The sequence below is a fragment of the Ruegeria sp. BC1 genome (genome assembly GCF_056539305.1).
The window spans coordinates 154,570-173,580 of the sequence record NZ_JBQFUT010000004.1 but is presented as its reverse complement, the minus strand read 5'-3'; the positions used below and the strand labels follow the sequence as shown (position 1 = coordinate 173,580).

Below are 19,011 nucleotides of genomic sequence, written 5' to 3'. Positions count from 1 at the left end.
TCAATCATAATAGTCCACGGAAGGGAAAGTCATGACCGAACCTGCCGACCTCGTAGCCGAGATCGAAGCGCTGGAAAACAAGTTGCAAGAGGCCAAGTCCTCAATCACCCGACGCTTTATCGGACAGGAGCGGGTGGTGGACCTGGCCCTGACCGCGCTGTTGTGCGGCGGCCATGCCCTGTTGATCGGCCTGCCCGGCCTGGGTAAGACGCGATTGGTTGAAACGCTGTCGACGGTGATGGGGCTGCATGGCAATCGCATCCAGTTCACGCCCGACCTGATGCCCGCTGATATTTTGGGGTCCGAGGTTCTGGACACCGCAGATGACGGTAGCCGCCATTTCCGCTTTATCCCGGGCCCGATCTTCTGTGAGCTGCTGATGGCGGATGAGATCAACCGCGCCAGCCCGCGTACTCAGTCGGCTTTGCTTCAGGCAATGCAGGAACGCACGGTGACGGTTGCCGGTGAAGATCGCGTGCTGGACGAGCCGTTCCATGTTCTTGCTACGCAGAACCCGATTGAACAGGAAGGCACCTATCCCCTGCCCGAGGCGCAACTGGACCGGTTTCTCGTGCAGATCGACGTTGAATACCCCGATCGCCAGACCGAGCGGGATATTCTGCTGGCGACAACAGGCGTCGAAGAAGACGCGGCGCACCAGATTTTCACCAAAGAGGAATTACTGGCCGCGCAGGTTTTGTTGCGCCGGATGCCGGTAGGGGATTCAGTTGTGGAACTGATCCTCGATCTGGTCCGCGCCTTCCGCCCCGAAGAGGCTGGCGTCTCTGAACGCGTTGCGGAAACCGTAGCCTGGGGCCCCGGCCCCCGCGCGGCGCAAGCGTTGATGATGACGGTACGTGCGCGGGCGATGTTGCAAGGGCGGCTGGCCCCGAATGCCGAGGACGTGCTTGATATGGCGCGTCCGGTGCTCAGTCACCGGATGGCGCTGAACTTCGCGGCGCGGGCGCGGGGTGACAGCCTCGCTGACCTGATTGACACCACCGCCACCGGATTGACCCATGCCGAGGCCGCAGCGTGAATGCGGCGCTGACCCTTCGCGAAAGATCCGAGGCCGAAGCGTCACGGCTGCCACCCTTGTTGGCACGGGCGGAACATCTGGCCGGAACCGTTTTGCTGGGCGACCACGGGCGGCGGCGGTCGGGGATGGGCGACGATTTCTGGCAATACCGCCCGGCACAGATTGGCGACAGCCGCCGGATGATTGATCACCGCCGCTCTGCGCGCGGGGATCAGCAATTTGTGCGCGAACGCGAATGGCAGATCGCGCAATCGGTGATGCTGTGGGTCGATCAGGGCGCGTCGATGCGGTTTGCATCGGACAAATCATTGCCTACCAAGGCGGACCGTGCTCGTCTGCTGGGTCTAGCGACCGCCATTCTTTTGGTGCGCGGGGGCGAGCGGGTCGGTCTGACCGGCACCACCCTGCCCCCTCGGCGTGGCAACGCGCAGATCATCCGCTTGGCGCAAGCGTGGTCCGAAGACGCGGAAACGGATTATACCCCGCCAGAACATCGCGCCATGATTCCACATGCCCGCGCCGTGTTCATTTCCGATTTTCTGGGACCGCTGGACGAGGTGGAACTGGCCCTGACCAAGGCCGCAGACCGGGGCGTCCGGGGTGTCATCTTGCAAGTTCTCGACCCTGGTGAAGAGACCTTTCCCTATCGCGGACGCACCATTTTCGAAAGCGTCGGTGGGTCGGTCCGGCATGAGACGCTTAAGGCCGGAGATCTGAGAGACCGCTATCTGGATCGGTTGGCGCAGCGCAAGGACGCGCTGACACGGTTATGCCGTGCGACCGGCTGGCAACTGGGCTTGCATCACACCGGAGACAGCGCGCAGGCGGCTCTGTTGTGGCTCTATCGGGCGTTGGACGGGGGGACGCGATGACGGTTCTGGCAGGCATCGGCTTTACTGCCCCCTGGGTGCTGCTGGGTCTTCTGACTCTGCCGATCCTATGGCTGATCCTGCGCGCGGTGCCGCCCGCACCGATCCGCCGTATGTTCCCGGCCGTCACACTGTTGCTGGGTCTGAAAGATGATGAAAGCGTGTCAGATCGGACACCGTGGTGGCTGCTTTTGCTGCGAATGCTGGCAGCGGCGGCAATCATTATCGGGCTGGCCGGGCCGGTTCTGAACCCGTCACGGGATGAAACCGGGTCCGGGCCGTTGTTGCTGGTGCTGGATGCCAGTTGGGCGGGGGCGACCGGGTGGTCGTCAACGCTGGACCAGATTGACGCACAATTGACCGAGGCCGGACGGGCGGGGCGCACCGTCGCTATCCTTAGCCTGACCGAACCCGAAGCGCCTGTGTTTCAAGCTGCCGAGGCTTGGCGTGGACGATTGCCCGGTCTGATGCCGACACCCTGGCAGCCCCAAGCAGCGCAAGTTGATCAGGCGCTGGCCGTGTTGACTCAGGTTGACGGAGGGTTTGACACTCATTGGTTCAGCGACGGTCTGGACTACGATGGGCACGACAGGGTTCTGGCGGCGCTGCAAACGCGCGGTGCGGTGACGGTGTATCAGTCGCCCACTCCTGTGTTGGCAATTAGGCCCGCTGCCTATCAGGACGGTGTCATCCAGCTGACTGCGCAGCGCGCAGAGGTCGGCCGGGCGAACCTCATCACTGTGCTGGCGCAGGGGCGCGACCCGGCTGGCGCGATGCGTGTTCTGCATTCGGCCGAGATGGAATTTCCAGATGGCGAGACCTTAGCGCAGATCGAATTGGCGCTGCCCTCGGAGCTGCGGGCTCGTATAACCCGCTTTGAAATCCAGGCCCAACGTTCAGCCGGGGCTGTGACATTGACCGACGACAGCCTGCGACGGCGCGAAGTCGCCCTGATCGCCGGGACGCTGAACCGCGAAGGGCTGGAGCTGTTGTCGCCGCTGCACTACCTGACGCAGGTACTGATCCCCACGGCGGACTTCGTCGAAGGCGGTTTGCTGGATGTGTTGCCCGCCAACCCGGACGTGATCGTGCTGGCCGATGTGGCAAAGCTGTCGGACGCTGAGCACACCGCGCTGATTGAATGGGTCGAACAGGGCGGGCTGCTGCTGCGTTTTGCTGGGCCGCGCATGGCCGCCAGCGATCTGGGGCGTGAGGCCGAGGATGAATTGCTGCCTGTGCGTCTGCGCAGCGGTGGCCGATCTGTCGGTGGCGCCATGAGCTGGGGTGAGGCCAAGGGGCTTGCACCGTTCCCCGAGAACTCGCCTTTTTATGGATTGCAGGTGCCCGCGGATGTCACCGTGACGACGCAGGTGATGGCACAACCAGATCCTAACCTGGCGGATCGGGTGATTGCATCCCTGTCGGATGGTACCCCTCTGGTGACGCGCAAAGCGTTGGGATTGGGTCAGGTGGTGCTGTTTCATGTGACGGCGGATGCGGAATGGTCCAGCCTGCCACTGTCTGGCCTGTTCGTCGAAATGCTGGATCGTCTGGCCGTGGCTTCGGCCGCCAAATCTCGGCAGGAATCGCAACTGCAAGGCACCACGTGGGAGCCCATTCAGGTCATGGACGGCTTTGGCACCCTGTCTGACGCGGGCAATCTGGCCGGGGTGGATGGGGTCGAGCTCGCCACTGGCACCATCGGGCCCGAATTGCAGCCTGGGCTTTATGAAAGTGGAAAGCAGAAGCTGGCGCTGAATGTTTTGTCAGAGGATACGGTGCTCAGCCCGGTAACGTGGCCTTCGGATGTGCCGATCAAAGGGCAGGAGGTCACCAATGAAACGCCCATTGGGGGCATTCTGTTGAGCTTGGCGCTGCTGTTGCTGACGATTGACGTGATCGCCTCATTGGCGTTGTCCGGGCGTCTTGGACTGGCCAAAGCGGCGGCTGTTGCCCTGGGTGCGATGCTGCTGGTGCCCGAGGCGCAGGCGCAGACGCCTGAGGATACCGACTTTGCGCTGAACGCCACGAAAGAGCTGGTTTTGGCCCATGTGCTGACCGGCAACGCGCAGGTCGATGATGTGGCAGGGGCGGGCATGCGTGGGTTGGCGCAGACATTGTTCTATCGCACGTCCGTTGAGCCTGCCGAACCCATCGGCGTGGATTTGGAACGCGACGAGCTGGCATTTTTTCCGCTGCTCTACTGGCCAGTCACGCCCGAGCAACCGCAACCGTCAGCCGAGGCTTATGCCAAGCTTAATGCCTATCTGCGGTCGGGGGGGATGATCCTGTTTGATACGCGCGACTCGGATGTGGCGCGGTTCGGGGCCTCCAGCCCCAATGGACGTAAACTGCAACAACTGGCCGCGCCGCTGAATATCCCTGCGTTAGAGCCTGTTCCGCGCGACCACGTACTGACCCGCGCCTTTTATCTGCTGCAGGACTTTCCGGGCCGGTATGCCGGGACCGAGGTCTGGGTCGAGGCCGCACCGGTGGACGCGGAACAGATCGAAGGTATGCCGTTCCGCAACCTCAACGACAACGTGACCCCGGTGGTGATCGGTGGCAATGACTGGGCCTCTGCTTGGGCGGTGGATCGCAACGGGCAGGCCTTGTTGCCGGTAGGGCGGGGTTATGCGGGCGAGCGCCAGCGTGAGCTGGCCAATCGTTTTGGGGTCAATCTGGTGATGCATGTGCTGACCGGGAACTACAAATCCGATCAGGTGCATGTGCCTGCTCTGCTGGACAGGTTGGGACAATGACAGGAACCGTCATCTTCGATCCGCTGATCCCATGGCCTGTTCTGGTCATAGTGGCCGCAATAGCGGTGGCTGGGGTTGTTCTGGCCCTATGGCGAGGCCTGTCTGGTTGGGCCCTTCGGGGACTGGCAGCGCTGGTCGTGATTGCGGCTTTGGCAGGGCCTGTCTATCAGATCGAGGACCGCGCGCCACTGACCGATATTGTGCTGATGATCGAAGATGAAAGCGCCAGCCAGACCCTTTCGGATCGCGCCGATCAAACTGCGCAGGCGGCTGAGGAATTGGCCGCCGAGATCGAAGCCCGCGACAATACCGAACTGCGCCGGATCAAAGTGGGCGATGGTGACGGCGACGAAGGCACGCAGGTCATGGCGGCGCTGAATGCGGCCTTGGCCGAGGAGCCACGCGCGCGCATTGCCGGGATATTGGTGGTGTCGGACGGGATTGTGCATGATGTAGATCAGGCCCCCGACCTGCCCGCGCCGATGCATCTGTTGCAGACCGGGCGCGAAAGTGATTGGGACCGCCGCCTGAGCGTGCGTAACGCCCCTGCTTTCGCGATCATTGGCGAGCCTGTCACGCTGACCTTGCGGGTCGAAGACAGCGGTGCCGCGCCCATTGGTGCCGCCACCGCTCCGCTTGAGATTTCCGTGGACGGGGCCGAGCCCGAGCATCTGAACATACCCGTGGGCGTCGATTTCGAACTGCCCATCACGCTGCCCCATGGCGGGCGCAACGTCATCCAGTTTACCGTGCCGCAGGCCGAGGGCGAACTGACCGACCGTAATAACACCGCGCTGATCCAGATGAACGGGGTGCGTGATCGGTTGCGGGTGCTGCTGGTCTCGGGCGAGCCGCATCCCGGCGGGCGGACCTGGCGCAATCTGCTGAAATCCGACAGCTCGGTCGATCTGGTGCATTTCACCATCCTGCGGCCACCTGAAAAGCAAGACGGCGTGCCAGTGGACGAGCTGTCGCTGATCGCGTTTCCAACACGCGAGTTGTTTCTGGAAAAGATCAACGATTTCGACCTGATCATCTTTGACCGCTACAAGCGGCGCGGCATTCTGCCCGCGATCTATCTGGACAATGTCACCAACTATATCAACGAAGGTGGCGCGGTCCTGATTGCCGCCGGTCCTGATTTTGCCAGTGCCGACAGTATCTTCCGTTCTCCGCTGGCTCCGATCCTTCCGGCGCAACCGACCGCGCGGGTGATCGAAGAGCGCTTTGTGCCCACAGTCACCGACCTGGGCCATCGTCACCCGGTGACCACGGATCTTGGCGATTCCGAAGACTGGGGCGCTTGGCTGCGCCAGATCGATGTCAAACACCGCACGGGTGAGCTGTTGATGACCGGCGTGGACGAGCGCCCCCTGCTGGTTTTGGATCGCGTGGGCGAGGGGCGCGTGGCGCTGCTGGCCTCAGACCATGCCTGGTTGTGGAGCCGGGGCTTTGAAGGTGGAGGTCCTCAGCTGGAACTGCTGCGCCGTCTGGCCCATTGGATGATGAAAGAGCCTGAATTGGAAGAAGAAGCCCTGTGGGCCGAGGCCAATGGTCAGGTCATGCGAATAATCCGCCAGACGCTGGAGGATGAGGTCGGGCCGGTGACCATCACCCGTCCCAACGGAGAAACGCTCCAAGTCACACTGGACGAGATCTCTCCAGGCCGGTTCGAGGCGATCTATTTCGGCCCTGAGATCGGGCTTTACCGGTTGCAGGAAGGGGACCACATGGCGGTAATCGGTTTGGGCCCTGCCGCGCCGAAAGAATTTGAACGTACCATAGCCACGGCAGAGGTTGTTGACCCGGTTCTGGCAGAACTGCGTGGCGGTGCTGTCCGGTTGGAAGACGGCTTGCCATCCATCCGTAACGTCCGCGCAGGACGTCCGGCTGCTGGGCGAGGCTGGATCGGACTAACGCCGCGCAACGCCTACGAAACCCGCGATGTGACCCAGTCCGGGCTGCTGCCGCCCTGGCTGGTGCTGTTGTTGGCCGGTGGCTTTCTGCTGAGCGGTTGGCTGCGCGAAGGGCGGCGCTGATTACTCGAAAACCACACTGACGGTCGGATCACCGGGCAAGCCCGTATAGGTGGCCGACGCCCCGCCTTTGCCTTTCGCAGGTGGCACCAATGGCCCGAAGGACCCGACCGAGATCAAATCTCCGGGTTGAAACGTGATCCCTTTGGACATCAGCCACAGGGCCGCATTCGCCGGATGTCCCAAAACCGCTGTACCCGGTGCTTGTGCCAGAACCTCTCCATCCGCAGCGCTGAGCGTAACAGTCATATCTGCCAGCGCCTGTGTCATCACCTGCGGGTCCGTCACGGTGATTTCAGGGCCCAACACGCCCAATTTCGGCGCGACGCCGATGGCGGTCAAAGTGATCGGTGTGATCGGTTCGCCCTCGGCAAGTGTCAGATCGGGTAGCTCGATGAACGGACGGATGGCCGAGACATGAGAAATGACCTCTGCAGGAGTAGTCGCCTGGTTTATTCCATCGTCACCGACAACCAGCACCAGATCAGCCTCAAAGACCGGTCGTGCGCCCCAAGTGACTGGTACTGTCGCACCATCTTCCAGCATCATGTCGCGAAACAGGACGCCTTGAACCGGTTCCGACGCGCCAAAACGTTTCTGTGCTGGGGTGCTTGTCAGTCCGGCCTTGTAACCGATCACTGGCCCTAAATGCGGCTCTAACGCGGTGACTATCTTTGTTTGTGTGCAAAGCGCATCTGCCATGCGGCCATCCGCAGATAGGGCTGCTGTGGGCGTGTTGGACAGATAGTCCTGTACGTATTGATCGACCTGCGCATCCAAAGCGCAGTTGGCCCCGGCCTGGGTGCCAAATACGGCGGCACAGAACATCGCAATACAGGGTGAATGACGCATGGTGGACCTCCGGTCTTGAGAAAACCTTGGCATGGGCTCCGATGGCGAGGCAACGGCTTAAACACTTTTTCACGCTCTGCCCGGATGCTGGGCGCAGGTTAACTGGGATCAGCAAAAAATGAGTCTTGCAACCAAACTGGCACAGGAACGGCGCGCGCGGCTGGCGGCCGAGCGGCTTTTGGAAATGAAACAGGCCGAGTTGTCGGCGGCCAATCGCAAGCTCGGCCTGCATGCAATGGCGCTGACCAAACGCATTGGAGAAACTCAGGCCGAGGTCGAAACGGTCCGAGATGAGAATGAAAAGGTCAAATCCGACCTGACGCTGGCGAACGCCAAGATCGAAGTGGCCGAACGTCGACTGTGGCACTCGATTCAGACCATTCAGGACGGTTTTGCCTTTTTCGATGATCAAAGCCGACTGATCGGCGCAAACACCGCTTATCTCAGCCTGTTCGAGGGTCTGGATGAGGTAACGCCGGGCATCACCTACGGGCGGATACTCGAAATTCTGACCGAAGAAGGGCTGGTTGATATCGGTGCAGAAGCGGCCGAAGACTGGCGGGCCAGAATGTCGGCGCGCTGGGCGCAGCCTCAGCCAGAATCAGTGGTGATCAAGCTGTGGAATGGCCAGTTTTTCAAACTGATGGATCAGCGCGGCAGTGGTGGCGATGTGGTCAGCCTCGGCCTGAACATAACCGCCTCGGTCCGGCATGAGGACGAGCTGAAGGCTGCGCGTGAACGGGCCGAAGCTGCGAACCGCGCAAAATCGGCCTTTCTGGCCAATATGAGCCATGAGATCAGAACCCCGATGAACGGCATTGTCGGGATGACGGAATTGATGTCAGAGACGCCTCTGGATGAAGAACAGCGGCTCTATCTCAATACGATCCGTAATTCCGGCGAGGCGCTGTTGGTGATCATCAACGATGTTCTGGACTATTCCAAGATCGAAGCCGACAAGCTGATACTGCACCCGGAACAGTTCGATTTCGAACGCTGTATCCTTGAAGTTGCGATGCTTTTGCAGCCCAGCGTCCGCGACAAGGGGTTGTCGTTGCTGGTTGATTATGACCTGTTCCTGCCGACCTTGTTTGTCGGTGATCCCGGACGTGTGCGGCAGGTTCTGACTAATCTTGTTGGCAATGCAGTCAAGTTCACGTCCGAGGGGCATGTCCTGATCCGCGTCACCGGCGTGCCCAATTCCGATGCCAATACTTGCGATATCCACGTTGCGATTGAAGACACAGGCATTGGAATCGAAGCCGACAAGATCGGGCATATATTTGGCGAGTTCAATCAGGTCGAAGACGAGAAAAACCGTGAGTTTGAGGGCACCGGTCTGGGCCTGTCTATCACCAAGCGGCTGGTCACATTGATGGGAGGGTCTGTCTGGGTTGAAAGTGAACCGGGGCAAGGATCGTGTTTCGGGTTTCGTGTCACGCTGCCTGCGGCGGAGGGCCCGCAACTCACGCCGCCGGATCTGGCGGGTCACCTGCGCCACGTTGTCGTTGTCGAGGATCTGGCTGTCAACCGCGCCATCCTGTCAAAGCAATTGGGGCGGTTGGGGTCCAAGGTCACCGTCTGCGCCTCGGGGGGAGAGGCACTGGCCGCTGTCGATGACAGTGTTGATCTGTTGCTGTGCGATCATGATTTGCCGGATATGGATGGGCTGGAACTGGCGACAACTTTGAAAGATCGGGGTTGGGGTGATCTGCCTGTGGTGGTGATGTCTGCCAATCCCGGCGTCCTCCACGCAAACCCGGCCCGCCAACTGATCGAGGGGGTCTTGCAAAAGCCCATTCCCCGGGCCGAGCTTTACGCACGCCTGACCGCGCTGGGGAAGGCGTCGTCCGACGAAAAGCCCGCACCGCCGGCGCGACAGAAAGACCAACTGCAACTGGATGAGGAAGAGCGGCTCATGCGGGTGTTGGCGGCCGAGGATAACCGGACCAATCAACTTATCCTAAAAAAGATGGTCAAGGAATTGCGCGTCGATTTACGATTCGTCAGCAATGGGTTCGAGGCGGTGGAAGCGCATCGGGATTTCGAACCGGATTTGATTTTCATGGACATCTCGATGCCCAAAATGGACGGCAAACAAGCCACCGCCGAGATCCGTCGGCGCGAGATTGAAACCAATCGCCATGTACCGATTGTCGCTCTGACTGCGCATGCCATGGCCGGGGATGATCAGGGCATTCTGTCGGCGGGGTTGGATCATTACCTGACCAAGCCACTGCAAAAGCGGAAAATCACGCAAATGATTCTGGATCACCGACCCGAAGAGGTATTGCCTGTCATTGCCGAGGACGCACAGGCTGACTAGGTTGAACCCATGTCAGACCGTGGATTTCAGCCTCGCGCGTTGGGTGAGATCGCCATTCGCTGCGCCGATATGGCGGCGATGGTGGAGTTTTATGAAAATGTGATTGGGTTGGAGCGCCTGTCCGGCGATCACAACAGCGCCATCGCCTTCTTTCGCATCGCCGAAGGGTTCGGCGGACATACGCAGGTATTGGCCCTGTTTCACCACACGGCGCCCCCTCGGCCCGGCTTGCATCCGACCGGTGCGGAAATGCCTGCAACCGGAGCTGGGTCGTCTCTGCATCATATCGCGCTGTCGCTGCCCTTCGCAGAACAAGAGGCCGTGATGCGGTGGTATGACAAGATGGGTCAGCCGTACCGAGTTGAACAATTCGGCTGGATCGGTTGGCGCGGGATTTTCACCGAAGACCCCGAGGGCAATACGGTTGAACTGGTCGCTTATGACCCATCAATGCTGGATCAGGCCTGATAGGGGCGCACAAATACGGGTTTGCGGTCGTCCGACAGGTCCGCACGGTATTCATAGCCACCGGAGTCGAAATCCAGCAGGCCTTTGGGGTCGGTCAGCCGGTGCTGGATGATATAGCGGGCCATGGCGCCGCGCGCCTTTTTGGCGAAAAAGCTGACGATCTTTGGGGTGCCGTTCTTGTCCTCCATGAAGACCGGCGTGATGACGCGCAATTTTAGCGCTTTCGGGTCGACCGCGCCGAAATATTCCTGACTGGCGCAGTTCACCAATACATCCGTTTCGATTTCCGCCGCCTGCGAGTTCAGCACCTTGCTCAGCTGGTCGCGCCAATATTCGTAGAGGTTTTTACCACGCCGGGTTTTCAGGCGGCTGCCCATTTCCAGCCGATAGGCCTGAATGGCATCCAGTGGGCGCAGCACACCATAAAGCCCGGACAGGATGCGCAGGTGTTCCTGTGCCCAGGCCAATTCCTCGTCATCCAGAGATGCGGCCTCGAGCCCCTGATACGTATCCCCAGCAAAGGCCAGCGCAGCAGGGCGGGTTACGTCGGCCGCAGGCGCATCCGAAAAGGCACGGTACCGGTCGCGGTTCAACCGGGCCAGATCGTCGCTGAGGTCCATCAGCTTTTTTAGGTCACCCAGTGTCAGGTTGCGGGCGGTTTTCGACAGGCGGATGGCGTCGTCCTGAAAGTCGGGCTGAGTGACATCGACATTCCGTTCTGCCCAGTCCAGCCGTTTGGCCGGGGAAATCACAATCAGCATGTCTGTCCTCGTTTCTTGCCTGTCCGCAGGTATCTAGCCCGCTTGCCGCAGCACGTCCAGAAAGGCCGCGCCGAACCTTTCGTGACGACGGTCACCCAAAACCCGTTCCAGGGCGCGCGGGTCGGGTCGCAGCTGTGCAACCTTAGCCAGTTGCGAGGCAGAGCAGCTCAGTGGTTTGTCGATCCCGTCAGGCCCGCAGGCCAGTTCACTTTGGACGGCCAGCAGCTGATCATAGATGTCGCCTTGATTGCGCCCGGCCAGCTTGCGGCGCGCGGGATGCACGACCTCAGCCGCTCCGGTGACGACTTCCAGAAAGGTGTCGCCGTAACGCTCCAGCTTTTTTGCTCCGACACCGCCGATCCGGGCCATGTCGTCCAGCGTCGCAGGGCGTTTCTCGGCCATTTCGATCAGGGTGCGATCGGGGAAGATGACATATGCCGGAACGCGGGCAGATTCAGCCAGCGCCCGGCGCTTGGCCTTGAGCGCAGAGAGTAGCGGTGCGTCTTCCTCGGACACCATTGCCTTGACCGCAGGACGGCGGGTGGCTTTGCGGATCGTGTCCTTGCGCAGGTTAATTTGCGCCTCGCCTTTCAGGATCGGTTTGGCGATTTCGGTCATGCGCAGCGCACCGTGGCGCTCCGGGTCAGGGCGGACCAGATCATGCCCCATCATTTGCCGGAAGATCGCTTGCCATTGTGGGCGCGACCAGTCCTTGCCGATGCCCCAAGTCGACAGCGTATCGTGGCGGCGGGCACGGATCTTGTCGGTTTCATTGCCCAGTAGAATGTCAATCAGATGGCCTGCTCCGAACCATTCTTCGGTGCGCAGGATGGCGGACAGGGCCATGCGGACAGGGGTGGTGCCGTCGAAGACCTCGGGCGGGGTATCGCACAAATCGCATTTGCCGCAGGGTTCAATCTGTTCGCCAAAATAACTCAACAGGGTCTGCCGACGACAGACAAGCGCTTCAGCCAGACCTAGCAACGCGTTCAGGCGGGCGTGATCCGCCATGCGGCGCTCGGGCGGTGCCAGCCCCTCGTCGATCTGCGAGCGACGCAGGCGGATATCGTCGGGTCCGAACAGGGTCAGGGTTTCAGCAGGACCACCATCACGCCCGGCGCGACCGATTTCCTGATAATAGGCCTCGATAGATTTGGGCAGGTCCGCATGCGCAACCCAGCGGATATCGGGTTTGTCGATCCCCATGCCAAAGGCCACGGTGGCGACCACGATGAGCCCGTCTTCGCGCGCGAAACGGGTTTCGACGATGCGGCGATCCTCGGCCTCCATGCCGCCGTGATAATGGCAGGCCGTGTGGCCCTCGGCGCGCAGGGCCTGCGCCAGCACTTCGGTCTTGTTGCGGGTGCCGCAATAGACGATGCCGGACTGGCCTTTGCGGGCACCGGCGAATTCGAGGATCTGCTTGCGCGGCCCGTCCTTGGCGCCAAAGGCCAGATGGATATTGGGCCGATCAAATCCACGCAGGAATTTGCGCGGCTCAGAGCCGTCGAACAATTTCTGAACGATCTCATCCTGTGTTTCCGCATCTGCCGTAGCGGTGAAAGCGGCGAGTGGTACGTTCAGCGCGCGACGCAACTCTCCGATCCGTAGGTAATCGGGGCGGAAATCGTGGCCCCACTGGCTGACGCAGTGGGCCTCGTCCACCGCAATCAGGTTAACGTTGATCCGCCGCAGCAACCCCAAAGCCGATCCGGCCGCCAGCCGTTCGGGGGCCATATAGAGCAGTTTTAGGCGACCTGCCTCCAATGCTTCCCACACGGCATCGGTTTCTTCCTGGGTGTTGCCCGAGGTCAGCGCCCCGGCGGCAACGCCTGCCTCCTGCAGCCCGCGCACCTGATCGCGCATCAGGGCGATCAGAGGGGAAATTACCACCGTCACCCCGTCGCGCAGCAGGGCGGGAAGCTGGAAACATAAGGACTTGCCACCCCCGGTAGGCATGATCGCCAACACGTTTTCGCCCAGCGTGACGGCATCGACAATCTCTTCCTGCCCGGGGCGGAAATCGTCGAATCCAAAGACATCTCGCAGCAAGGGTGCGGCGTCGAACATGTGTGGGGTTGCCCTGTTTTAAGGTTTGTCTGCTCTTAAAGCAGGACAATCACATACTAAGATTCAGGGAACAAGAGGTCAGTAGAAATAGACCGCATTGTTGATCAGGATGATCCTTAGCGCATAGACGCCGACTAGAACGACCAGCGGCGTCAGGTCCAGCCCGCCCATTGCGGGCAGGATGCGACGGATCGGGCCGTAGATCGGCTCTAGGATGCGGTTCAGGCCATACCAGATTTGTGCGACCAGCTGTTGGTGCAGGTTCAGCACCTGAAAGTTGATCAGCCAGCTCATGATCACATGGGCGAGGATGATGAACCAGACAATGTCCAGGATCAGCAGCAGGATTTGGATCAGTGACAGCATGGGCACTCCGTTTTCTTACTGATCCGAGACCTAAGCGCCGCTGCAGCAAAGAGCAAGCCCGTGCCAACACAACGCTTGCGAAATGGGTCAAGGCTCCGTCTTATGAGGGAAAAGACGACAAGGGGCAGGCATGGCTGAGATTTCCAAGCGTAAGCGTATCTGGGGCTGGTGGTTTTTCGACTGGGCCAGTCAGCCCTATCACACGCTTTTGGTGACCTTTGTATTTGGTCCCTATTTTGCCGGGGTTGCCGCCGGATACTACGCGAACACGGGGCTGGATGCGGAGGCCGCTGCTGCGCAGGCGCAGACGGTTTGGGCCAATTGCCTGACCATCACAGGGCTGATCATAGCCTTTGGCGCGCCGTTGCTGGGGGCAATGGCGGATGTTTCGGGGCGGCGCATTCCATGGATTTTCGCATTTTCGGTGATGTATGCGGTGGGCTCTGCGGCGCTGTGGTACACGTTGCCGGACGGGTCGAATATGTGGCTTATGCTGTCGGCCTTTGGTCTGGGGTTCGTCGGGGCTGAATACGCGCTGATTTTCATCAACTCGCAGTTACCCGATCTTGGGGACGACAATGAAGTCGGAGAGATTTCGGGTTCGGGCTTTGCATTTGGCTATTTCGGCGGGCTGATCTCGCTTGCGATCATGCTGACGTTGTTTGTCGAACAACCCAATGGCAAAACACTGATCGGAATGGACCCGATCTTCGGACTGGACGCCGCCCAGCAACAAGGTACCCGATTTGTGGGCCCCTTCACCGCTGGATGGTTCATCCTGTTCATGGTGCCGTATTTCCTGTGGGTCCGTGACGATCCGAACAGTGAGAAAACAGGGAGCTTTGGCGAGGCGCTGCGCATACTGGGCAAAGCCGTGTCCGATCTGCGGCATCGGGTCAGTCTGGCGACCTATCTGGGCTCGTCCATGTTTTATCGCGATGCGCTGAACGGGTTGTACAGCTTTGGTGGCGTCTATGCGCGGCTGGTGCTGGAATGGGACCTGATCAAGATCGGCGTGTTCGGGATTGTCAGCGTGCTGGCCTCGGCCATTTTTGCCTGGATCGGGGGCAAGCTGGACAAGAAATACGGCCCTAAACCGGTCATCCTGGTGGCAATCTGGGTGTTGATCTTTGTCTGCGTCACGGTGGTGTCGATGGATCGGACGCAAATCTACGGCATCTCGTTGCCCGAAGGATCGGGCCTGCCGGATCTGGTATTTTTTGGCTGCGGTATTCTGATCGGTGGCATGGGTGGCATCCTGCAATCGGCCAGCCGGTCCCTGATGGTGCGTCATACCGATCCCAAGGCTCCGGTTGAAAGCTTTGGTCTTTATGGTCTGTCGGGCAGGGCCACCGCCTTTGCCGCGCCGCTGCTGATCGGCATAGCCACCACCGCAACTGGCAGCGCAAGACTGGGGGTGTCACCGATCATTCTGTTGTTTATTCTGGGACTGTTCCTAATGCGCTGGGTTAAACCGGAAGGGGATCAGAGCAGATGATTTTACTACGTTTTTTGGCAATATTAGCTACGATCACATTGGCGGGCACGGCGGGGGCGCAACCCTTGGCCAAGCAATTGTTCGGGGCCCAAAAGCAAAGTTCACAGCAAAAACCGGCTGCGTTCGGCAGTTATTCGCGCGGATGTGCCGCCGGATCGGTGCAACTGCCTGAAACGGGGCCCACCTGGCAGGCAATGCGTCTGTCACGCAATCGCAACTGGGGCCATCCCGAAGCTGTCGATTATGTGCAGGACCTCAGCCGGTTCGCGGCCAAGCAGCCGGGGTGGAATGGTCTCTATATTGGGGATATCAGCCAACCTCGGGGCGGGCCGATGACCTCGGGCCACCGCTCTCACCAGTTGGGTCTGGATATCGATATATGGATGCTGCCCGGCGATAACATGCGCCTTTCCCGCAAGGCGCGCGAGAACATCTCGTCGATCTCACTGCGTCGCGCCAACGGGGCATATGTCAACGGTAACTGGACCAAGCAACACCACGCGGTGCTGCGCGAGGCCGCCAAGGACAAGCGCGTGGCGCGGATTTTTGTGTTCCCCGGTGCCAAGGTGCAGATGTGCAACGAGGAAAAGGGTAATCGCGCCTATCTGCGCAAGATCAGGCCGTGGTGGGGGCATCACTATCATTTCCATGTGCGGCTGAAATGCCCCAAAGGGTCGCGCGGATGCGTCAATCAGGACCCGCCGCCCAAGGGCGACGGCTGTGCCGAGGCGCAGCAGTGGGTGCGTAACATCCTCAATCCACCGCCACCGGATCCAAACGCGCCGCCGCCCAAGAAGCGCCGGGAATATGTTCTGGCCGACCTGCCTCAGCAATGCACCGCCGTTCTGCAATCCAACTGATTGCCGCTTTAGTGCTGGCCGGGCCGGCCGCAGCCGCCGAGGTCAAGACAGCCAAATTTCTTGGCAGCTTTGCTTGGCAGTCCAACGCCGGATGGTTTGGAGGGTTTTCCGCTCTCCAAATCTCGGACACGGGGGGCGCGATGATCGCGTTAAGCGACCGGGCCAGGTTGGTTTACGCACGGATCAAGCGGGATGGCGACGAGATTGCAAGTATAGAGATCCTCGACCGTTGGCCGGTTCTGTCCAGCACCGGGCGCAAATTGCCCGGTCATGTCGGCGATTCCGAGGGGATTGCCATCGCGCCGGATGGCGGGTTTTACATCTCGTTCGAAGGGGTTCACCGGGTTGCGTATTACGCCGCACCAGATGCGCATGCGCGCGTTCTTCCGCGGCCTGACACATTCAGGGGCCTGGATGGAAACGGGTCATTCGAAGCGCTAGCCATTGACGAACTGGGACGGCTTTACACGCTGACTGAAAAGAATCGGACCGCGCAGGGTGACATCCCTGTCTATCGCTGGGATGGTCAATCGTGGTCGACGCCTTTTGTTCTGCCACCACGGGGGAAATTCCTGCCAGTTGCCGCAGATTTCGGGCCGGATGGACGGTTTTATTTGCTGGAGCGCGCCGTATCGCTTACCGGGTTCCGATCACGCCTGCGCCGTTGGCGGATTGAAAAGGATGTGCCAATCGCAGAGGAGACCCTGTTTCAGACCGGAACCGGAGCGCATGACAACCTCGAAGGTCTCTCGGTCTGGCGCGATGATCTGCGTCGGTTGCGGGCGACAATGATCTCGGATGACAACTTTCTGGCCCTGCAACGGACAGAGTTGGTGGAATATCTTCTGCCCGATTGACAGGGTGCGGGCAAAGGTCTAAACGCACGGCTTGCCTTGGGACGGTCCCTTGGCCAAGTCGCCGCTACCTTGTCAAAACGGGCATCTGAAAATGAATCGCGCTTATATTCCCGGCATCCTTGCCATGGCCACTATCGTTGTGGCCTCGAACATCCTGGTCCAGTTCCTGATCTTTGACGGGCTGTTGACTTGGGGTGCATTCACCTATCCGCTGGCCTTTCTGGTCACCGACATCATGAACCGCGTCTATGGCGTGGGCCCCGCCCGCAAGGTCGTGTTCGCCGGGTTTGTCACCGGCATTATCTGCTCGCTTATCGGCAGCCAGATCATGCTGCAGGGTGACGGCTTTACTTATGCTGCCGTGCCGCTGCGCATCGCCGTAGCTTCGGGTACCGCCTTCCTGATCGCGCAGCTGACCGACGTCACCGTGTTCAACTCGCTGCGTGGCGGCCGCTGGTGGCGCGCACCGCTGGTTTCGACGCTGGTTGGGTCGGCGCTGGACACCGCACTGTTCTTCACCATCGCGTTTTCGGCCTCGGTCACGTTCTTCGGTGCCAATGCGGACGCCGCGATCAGCTGGGCGTGGGAGCCCGTGCCCTTCATGCTGTCCGGCCCGATGGCCCCGCTGTGGGTGACACTGGCCTTTGCGGATTGGCTGGTGAAACTATCGCTGGCAATGATCGCGCTGATCCCCTTCAAGGTGATCGTCGCGCGCTTGACTGCACAGCCTGCGTAAAAAAGTGCTTTGAGAATGGCGCATCTTGTGTCAGGCTCAAAGTTAACCGCAACAGATAGAAAAGGAGGTGATCCAGTGTCGAGAAAGAGATTGGAGAGAGGTGTCGGAACAACCGGGGGGAAAACCTGCTGAGGCAGCCCTTGGCGGAGCGCTCGCTCCGGCTGGTCGAATGATCTAACCGACCCGACCTCCTGAACTTTCGAAGGGCCGTCCCACCGGGGCGGCCCTTTCTGTTTCCCCATGTGAATTGTAAGGTCGCACCAATGTTGCGCATCAACGACGATATCACCCTGCAAAACTGGGAAATGACCGAAAGCTTTGTCCGCTCGTCCGGTCCCGGTGGTCAGAACGTCAACAAGGTTTCAACTGCAGTGGAGCTGCGGTTCGAGGCCGCGCGTTCACCATCTTTGCCTGATCCGGTCAAGGCGCGGCTGAAACGTCTGGCGGGACGGCGTTGGACCAAAGAGGGTGCGATCATCATTCAGTGTGAAGAAACCCGCAGCCAGGCCCGCAACCGGGAAATCGCGCGCACCCGGTTGGCCGAGCTGATCGCCCGCGCTCTGATCAAACCCAAGCGGCGGATCGCGACCAAGCCAACCTATGGGTCTGTCAAACGGCGGCTGGCGGCAAAAAAGGCGCGATCGGACGTGAAGGCGCTGCGCGGTAAAATCTCAGAAGATTGATCTGGTAGTTTCGTCGCGCCTTGCTACTCTGACTGTGACAGACGACGGGGAGGCAAGACCATGAGGCTGGAGGGAAAATCCGCAATCGTAACCGGTGGCGCGTCCGGCTTTGGCGCCGGAATAGCGCAGAAATTTCTGTCCGAAGGCGCACGCGTCATGATTGCCGATATCAACGGAGATGCGGCCGAGGTGCAGGCCAATCAATTGGGCCCGAACGCCATTGCGCAAAAGGTGGATGTTGCTGACAGCGCGTCGGTTCAGGCTATGGCCGATGCCGCCCGTGATCGTTTCGGCGCGCTTGATATTCTGGTGAACAACGCGGGGATAACGCATCTTCCGGCTCCGCTTGATGAAGTGAGCGAAGAGGATTTCGATCGCGTTTTCAACGTGAACATGAAGTCGGTCTATCTGACTGCCTGCGCTTTGGTGCCCGCCATGAAATCACGCGGTAGGGGCGCAATTCTGAACGTTGCCTCGACGGCGGGCCTGTCACCGCGCCCCAATTTGAACTGGTACAATGCCTCAAAGGGCTGGATGATCACTGCAACCAAGACCATGGCGGTTGAATTGGCCCCAGCAGGTGTGCGTGTGAACGCAATCTGCCCGGTGGCCGGAGAAACGCCGTTGCTAAAATCTTTTTTGGGTGAAGACACGCCCGAGATGCGCGCCAAATTCCTGTCGACAATCCCTCTGGGGCGGTTTTCCACACCAGAAGACATGGCCAACGCGGCCTGCTTTCTGTGCTCGGACGAGGCCAGCATGATCACTGGTGTCGCGATGGAGGTCGACGGTGGCCGTTGCATCTGATCCGCACTTCATCTGGCCAAA

Annotated in this window: 16 protein-coding genes; 12 read left to right on the top strand and 4 right to left on the bottom strand. The window is 60.3% G+C overall.

Features of this window, described 5'->3' with window-relative positions; translation table 11 throughout:
- Window positions 1-31 precede the first annotated feature (31 nt).
- The 4 genes from ACR0IY_RS10890 to ACR0IY_RS10875 are packed head-to-tail and all read left to right on the top strand — an operon-like array spanning window position 32 to window position 6,709.
- Window positions 32-1,039: an AAA family ATPase gene (locus ACR0IY_RS10890; protein ID WP_480673112.1), complete on the top strand. Its 1,008-nt coding sequence runs from the start codon at window positions 32-34 to the stop codon at window positions 1,037-1,039.
- Window positions 1,036-1,911 carry a DUF58 domain-containing protein gene (locus ACR0IY_RS10885; protein WP_480673111.1) on the top strand — a complete coding sequence of 292 codons (876 nt, stop codon included), beginning with the start codon at window positions 1,036-1,038 and terminating at the stop codon, window positions 1,909-1,911. The genes ACR0IY_RS10890 and ACR0IY_RS10885 overlap by 4 nt, the downstream gene beginning before the upstream one ends.
- Complete coding sequence (locus ACR0IY_RS10880) at window positions 1,908-4,670, top strand: DUF4159 domain-containing protein (RefSeq protein WP_480673109.1); 2,763 nt, start codon at window positions 1,908-1,910, stop codon at window positions 4,668-4,670. The genes ACR0IY_RS10885 and ACR0IY_RS10880 overlap by 4 nt, the downstream gene beginning before the upstream one ends.
- Window positions 4,667-6,709, top strand: a complete 2,043-nt coding sequence (locus tag ACR0IY_RS10875; protein ID WP_480673107.1) for a hypothetical protein — start codon at window positions 4,667-4,669, stop codon at window positions 6,707-6,709. The genes ACR0IY_RS10880 and ACR0IY_RS10875 overlap by 4 nt, the downstream gene beginning before the upstream one ends.
- Here ACR0IY_RS10875 and ACR0IY_RS10870 read toward each other — a convergent pair whose 3' ends face one another.
- The gene (locus ACR0IY_RS10870) at window positions 6,710-7,558 is read right to left on the bottom strand and encodes a 2-keto-4-pentenoate hydratase (protein WP_480673105.1); all 849 of its coding nucleotides are present in this window, start codon (window positions 7,556-7,558) and stop codon (window positions 6,710-6,712) included.
- A 118-nt stretch (window positions 7,559-7,676) separates the two neighbouring features.
- Between ACR0IY_RS10870 and ACR0IY_RS10865 the strand changes: the two genes are divergently transcribed.
- Both ACR0IY_RS10865 and ACR0IY_RS10860 read left to right on the top strand, forming a co-directional pair.
- The gene (locus ACR0IY_RS10865; RefSeq protein ID WP_480673103.1) at window positions 7,677-9,884 is read left to right on the top strand and encodes a response regulator; all 2,208 of its coding nucleotides are present in this window, start codon (window positions 7,677-7,679) and stop codon (window positions 9,882-9,884) included.
- A 9-nt stretch (window positions 9,885-9,893) separates the two neighbouring features.
- Window positions 9,894-10,352, top strand: a complete 459-nt coding sequence (locus ACR0IY_RS10860; RefSeq protein WP_480673101.1) for a VOC family protein — start codon at window positions 9,894-9,896, stop codon at window positions 10,350-10,352.
- Here ACR0IY_RS10860 and yaaA read toward each other — a convergent pair.
- The 3 genes from yaaA to ACR0IY_RS10845 all read right to left on the bottom strand — a co-directional run bounded on the left by yaaA (window position 10,343) and on the right by ACR0IY_RS10845 (window position 13,549).
- A complete protein-coding gene (gene yaaA, locus ACR0IY_RS10855; RefSeq protein ID WP_480673099.1) occupies window positions 10,343-11,113 on the bottom strand; it encodes a peroxide stress protein YaaA in 771 nt (256 codons plus the stop codon). The two genes, ACR0IY_RS10860 and yaaA, sit on opposite strands and share 10 nt — an antisense overlap.
- A 33-nt stretch (window positions 11,114-11,146) precedes the next feature.
- Window positions 11,147-13,183 (bottom strand): DNA helicase RecQ, encoded by a 2,037-nt coding sequence (gene recQ / locus ACR0IY_RS10850; RefSeq protein WP_480673097.1) that lies wholly within the window; start codon window positions 13,181-13,183, stop codon window positions 11,147-11,149.
- A 78-nt stretch (window positions 13,184-13,261) separates the two neighbouring features.
- Entirely contained in the window at window positions 13,262-13,549 is a 288-nt protein-coding gene (locus ACR0IY_RS10845; RefSeq protein ID WP_480673095.1) for a YggT family protein, read from the bottom strand.
- A gap of 130 nt (window positions 13,550-13,679) precedes the next feature.
- On the opposite strand from ACR0IY_RS10845, the gene ACR0IY_RS10840 reads away from it, so the two are divergent.
- From ACR0IY_RS10840 to ACR0IY_RS10815, 6 genes are all read left to right on the top strand, one after another.
- Complete coding sequence (locus tag ACR0IY_RS10840) at window positions 13,680-15,047, top strand: MFS transporter (RefSeq protein ID WP_480673093.1); 1,368 nt, start codon at window positions 13,680-13,682, stop codon at window positions 15,045-15,047.
- Window positions 15,044-15,907 carry a penicillin-insensitive murein endopeptidase gene (gene mepA / locus ACR0IY_RS10835; protein ID WP_480673090.1) on the top strand — a complete coding sequence of 288 codons (864 nt, stop codon included), beginning with the start codon at window positions 15,044-15,046 and terminating at the stop codon, window positions 15,905-15,907. Before ACR0IY_RS10840 ends, mepA begins: the two co-directional genes overlap by 4 nt.
- On the top strand, window positions 15,880-16,764 hold the full coding sequence (locus ACR0IY_RS10830; protein ID WP_480673088.1) for an esterase-like activity of phytase family protein: 885 nt from the start codon (window positions 15,880-15,882) through the stop codon (window positions 16,762-16,764). Before mepA ends, ACR0IY_RS10830 begins: the two co-directional genes overlap by 28 nt.
- A 91-nt stretch (window positions 16,765-16,855) precedes the next feature.
- Window positions 16,856-17,500, top strand: coding sequence for a queuosine precursor transporter (locus tag ACR0IY_RS10825; protein ID WP_480673086.1), 645 nt, complete (start codon window positions 16,856-16,858; stop codon window positions 17,498-17,500).
- Between the two features lie 263 nt (window positions 17,501-17,763).
- Complete coding sequence (gene arfB, locus ACR0IY_RS10820; RefSeq protein ID WP_480673084.1) at window positions 17,764-18,183, top strand: alternative ribosome rescue aminoacyl-tRNA hydrolase ArfB; 420 nt, start codon at window positions 17,764-17,766, stop codon at window positions 18,181-18,183.
- Window positions 18,184-18,243: 60 nt separating this feature from the next.
- On the top strand, window positions 18,244-18,990 hold the full coding sequence (locus ACR0IY_RS10815; RefSeq protein WP_480673082.1) for an SDR family oxidoreductase: 747 nt from the start codon (window positions 18,244-18,246) through the stop codon (window positions 18,988-18,990).
- Window positions 18,991-19,011 lie beyond the last annotated feature (21 nt).

Excerpts from the sequence above, each read along its gene's own strand:
- mepA (WP_480673090.1), top strand. The coding sequence starts at position 15,044 with ATGATTTTACTACGTTTTTTGGCAATATTAGCTACGATCACATTGGCG.
- ACR0IY_RS10870 (WP_480673105.1), bottom strand. The coding sequence starts at position 7,558 with ATGCGTCATTCACCCTGTATTGCGATGTTCTGTGCCGCCGTATTTGGC.
- arfB (WP_480673084.1), top strand. The coding sequence starts at position 17,764 with ATGTTGCGCATCAACGACGATATCACCCTGCAAAACTGGGAAATGACC.
- recQ (WP_480673097.1), bottom strand. The coding sequence starts at position 13,183 with ATGTTCGACGCCGCACCCTTGCTGCGAGATGTCTTTGGATTCGACGAT.
- ACR0IY_RS10880 (WP_480673109.1), top strand. The coding sequence starts at position 1,908 with ATGACGGTTCTGGCAGGCATCGGCTTTACTGCCCCCTGGGTGCTGCTG.
- ACR0IY_RS10875 (WP_480673107.1), top strand. The coding sequence starts at position 4,667 with ATGACAGGAACCGTCATCTTCGATCCGCTGATCCCATGGCCTGTTCTG.
- ACR0IY_RS10825 (WP_480673086.1), top strand. The coding sequence starts at position 16,856 with ATGAATCGCGCTTATATTCCCGGCATCCTTGCCATGGCCACTATCGTT.
- ACR0IY_RS10865 (WP_480673103.1), top strand. The coding sequence starts at position 7,677 with ATGAGTCTTGCAACCAAACTGGCACAGGAACGGCGCGCGCGGCTGGCG.
- ACR0IY_RS10840 (WP_480673093.1), top strand. The coding sequence starts at position 13,680 with ATGGCTGAGATTTCCAAGCGTAAGCGTATCTGGGGCTGGTGGTTTTTC.
- yaaA (WP_480673099.1), bottom strand. The coding sequence starts at position 11,113 with ATGCTGATTGTGATTTCCCCGGCCAAACGGCTGGACTGGGCAGAACGG.
- ACR0IY_RS10890 (WP_480673112.1), top strand. The coding sequence starts at position 32 with ATGACCGAACCTGCCGACCTCGTAGCCGAGATCGAAGCGCTGGAAAAC.
- ACR0IY_RS10845 (WP_480673095.1), bottom strand. The coding sequence starts at position 13,549 with ATGCTGTCACTGATCCAAATCCTGCTGCTGATCCTGGACATTGTCTGG.
- ACR0IY_RS10830 (WP_480673088.1), top strand. The coding sequence starts at position 15,880 with ATGCACCGCCGTTCTGCAATCCAACTGATTGCCGCTTTAGTGCTGGCC.
- ACR0IY_RS10815 (WP_480673082.1), top strand. The coding sequence starts at position 18,244 with ATGAGGCTGGAGGGAAAATCCGCAATCGTAACCGGTGGCGCGTCCGGC.
- ACR0IY_RS10860 (WP_480673101.1), top strand. The coding sequence starts at position 9,894 with ATGTCAGACCGTGGATTTCAGCCTCGCGCGTTGGGTGAGATCGCCATT.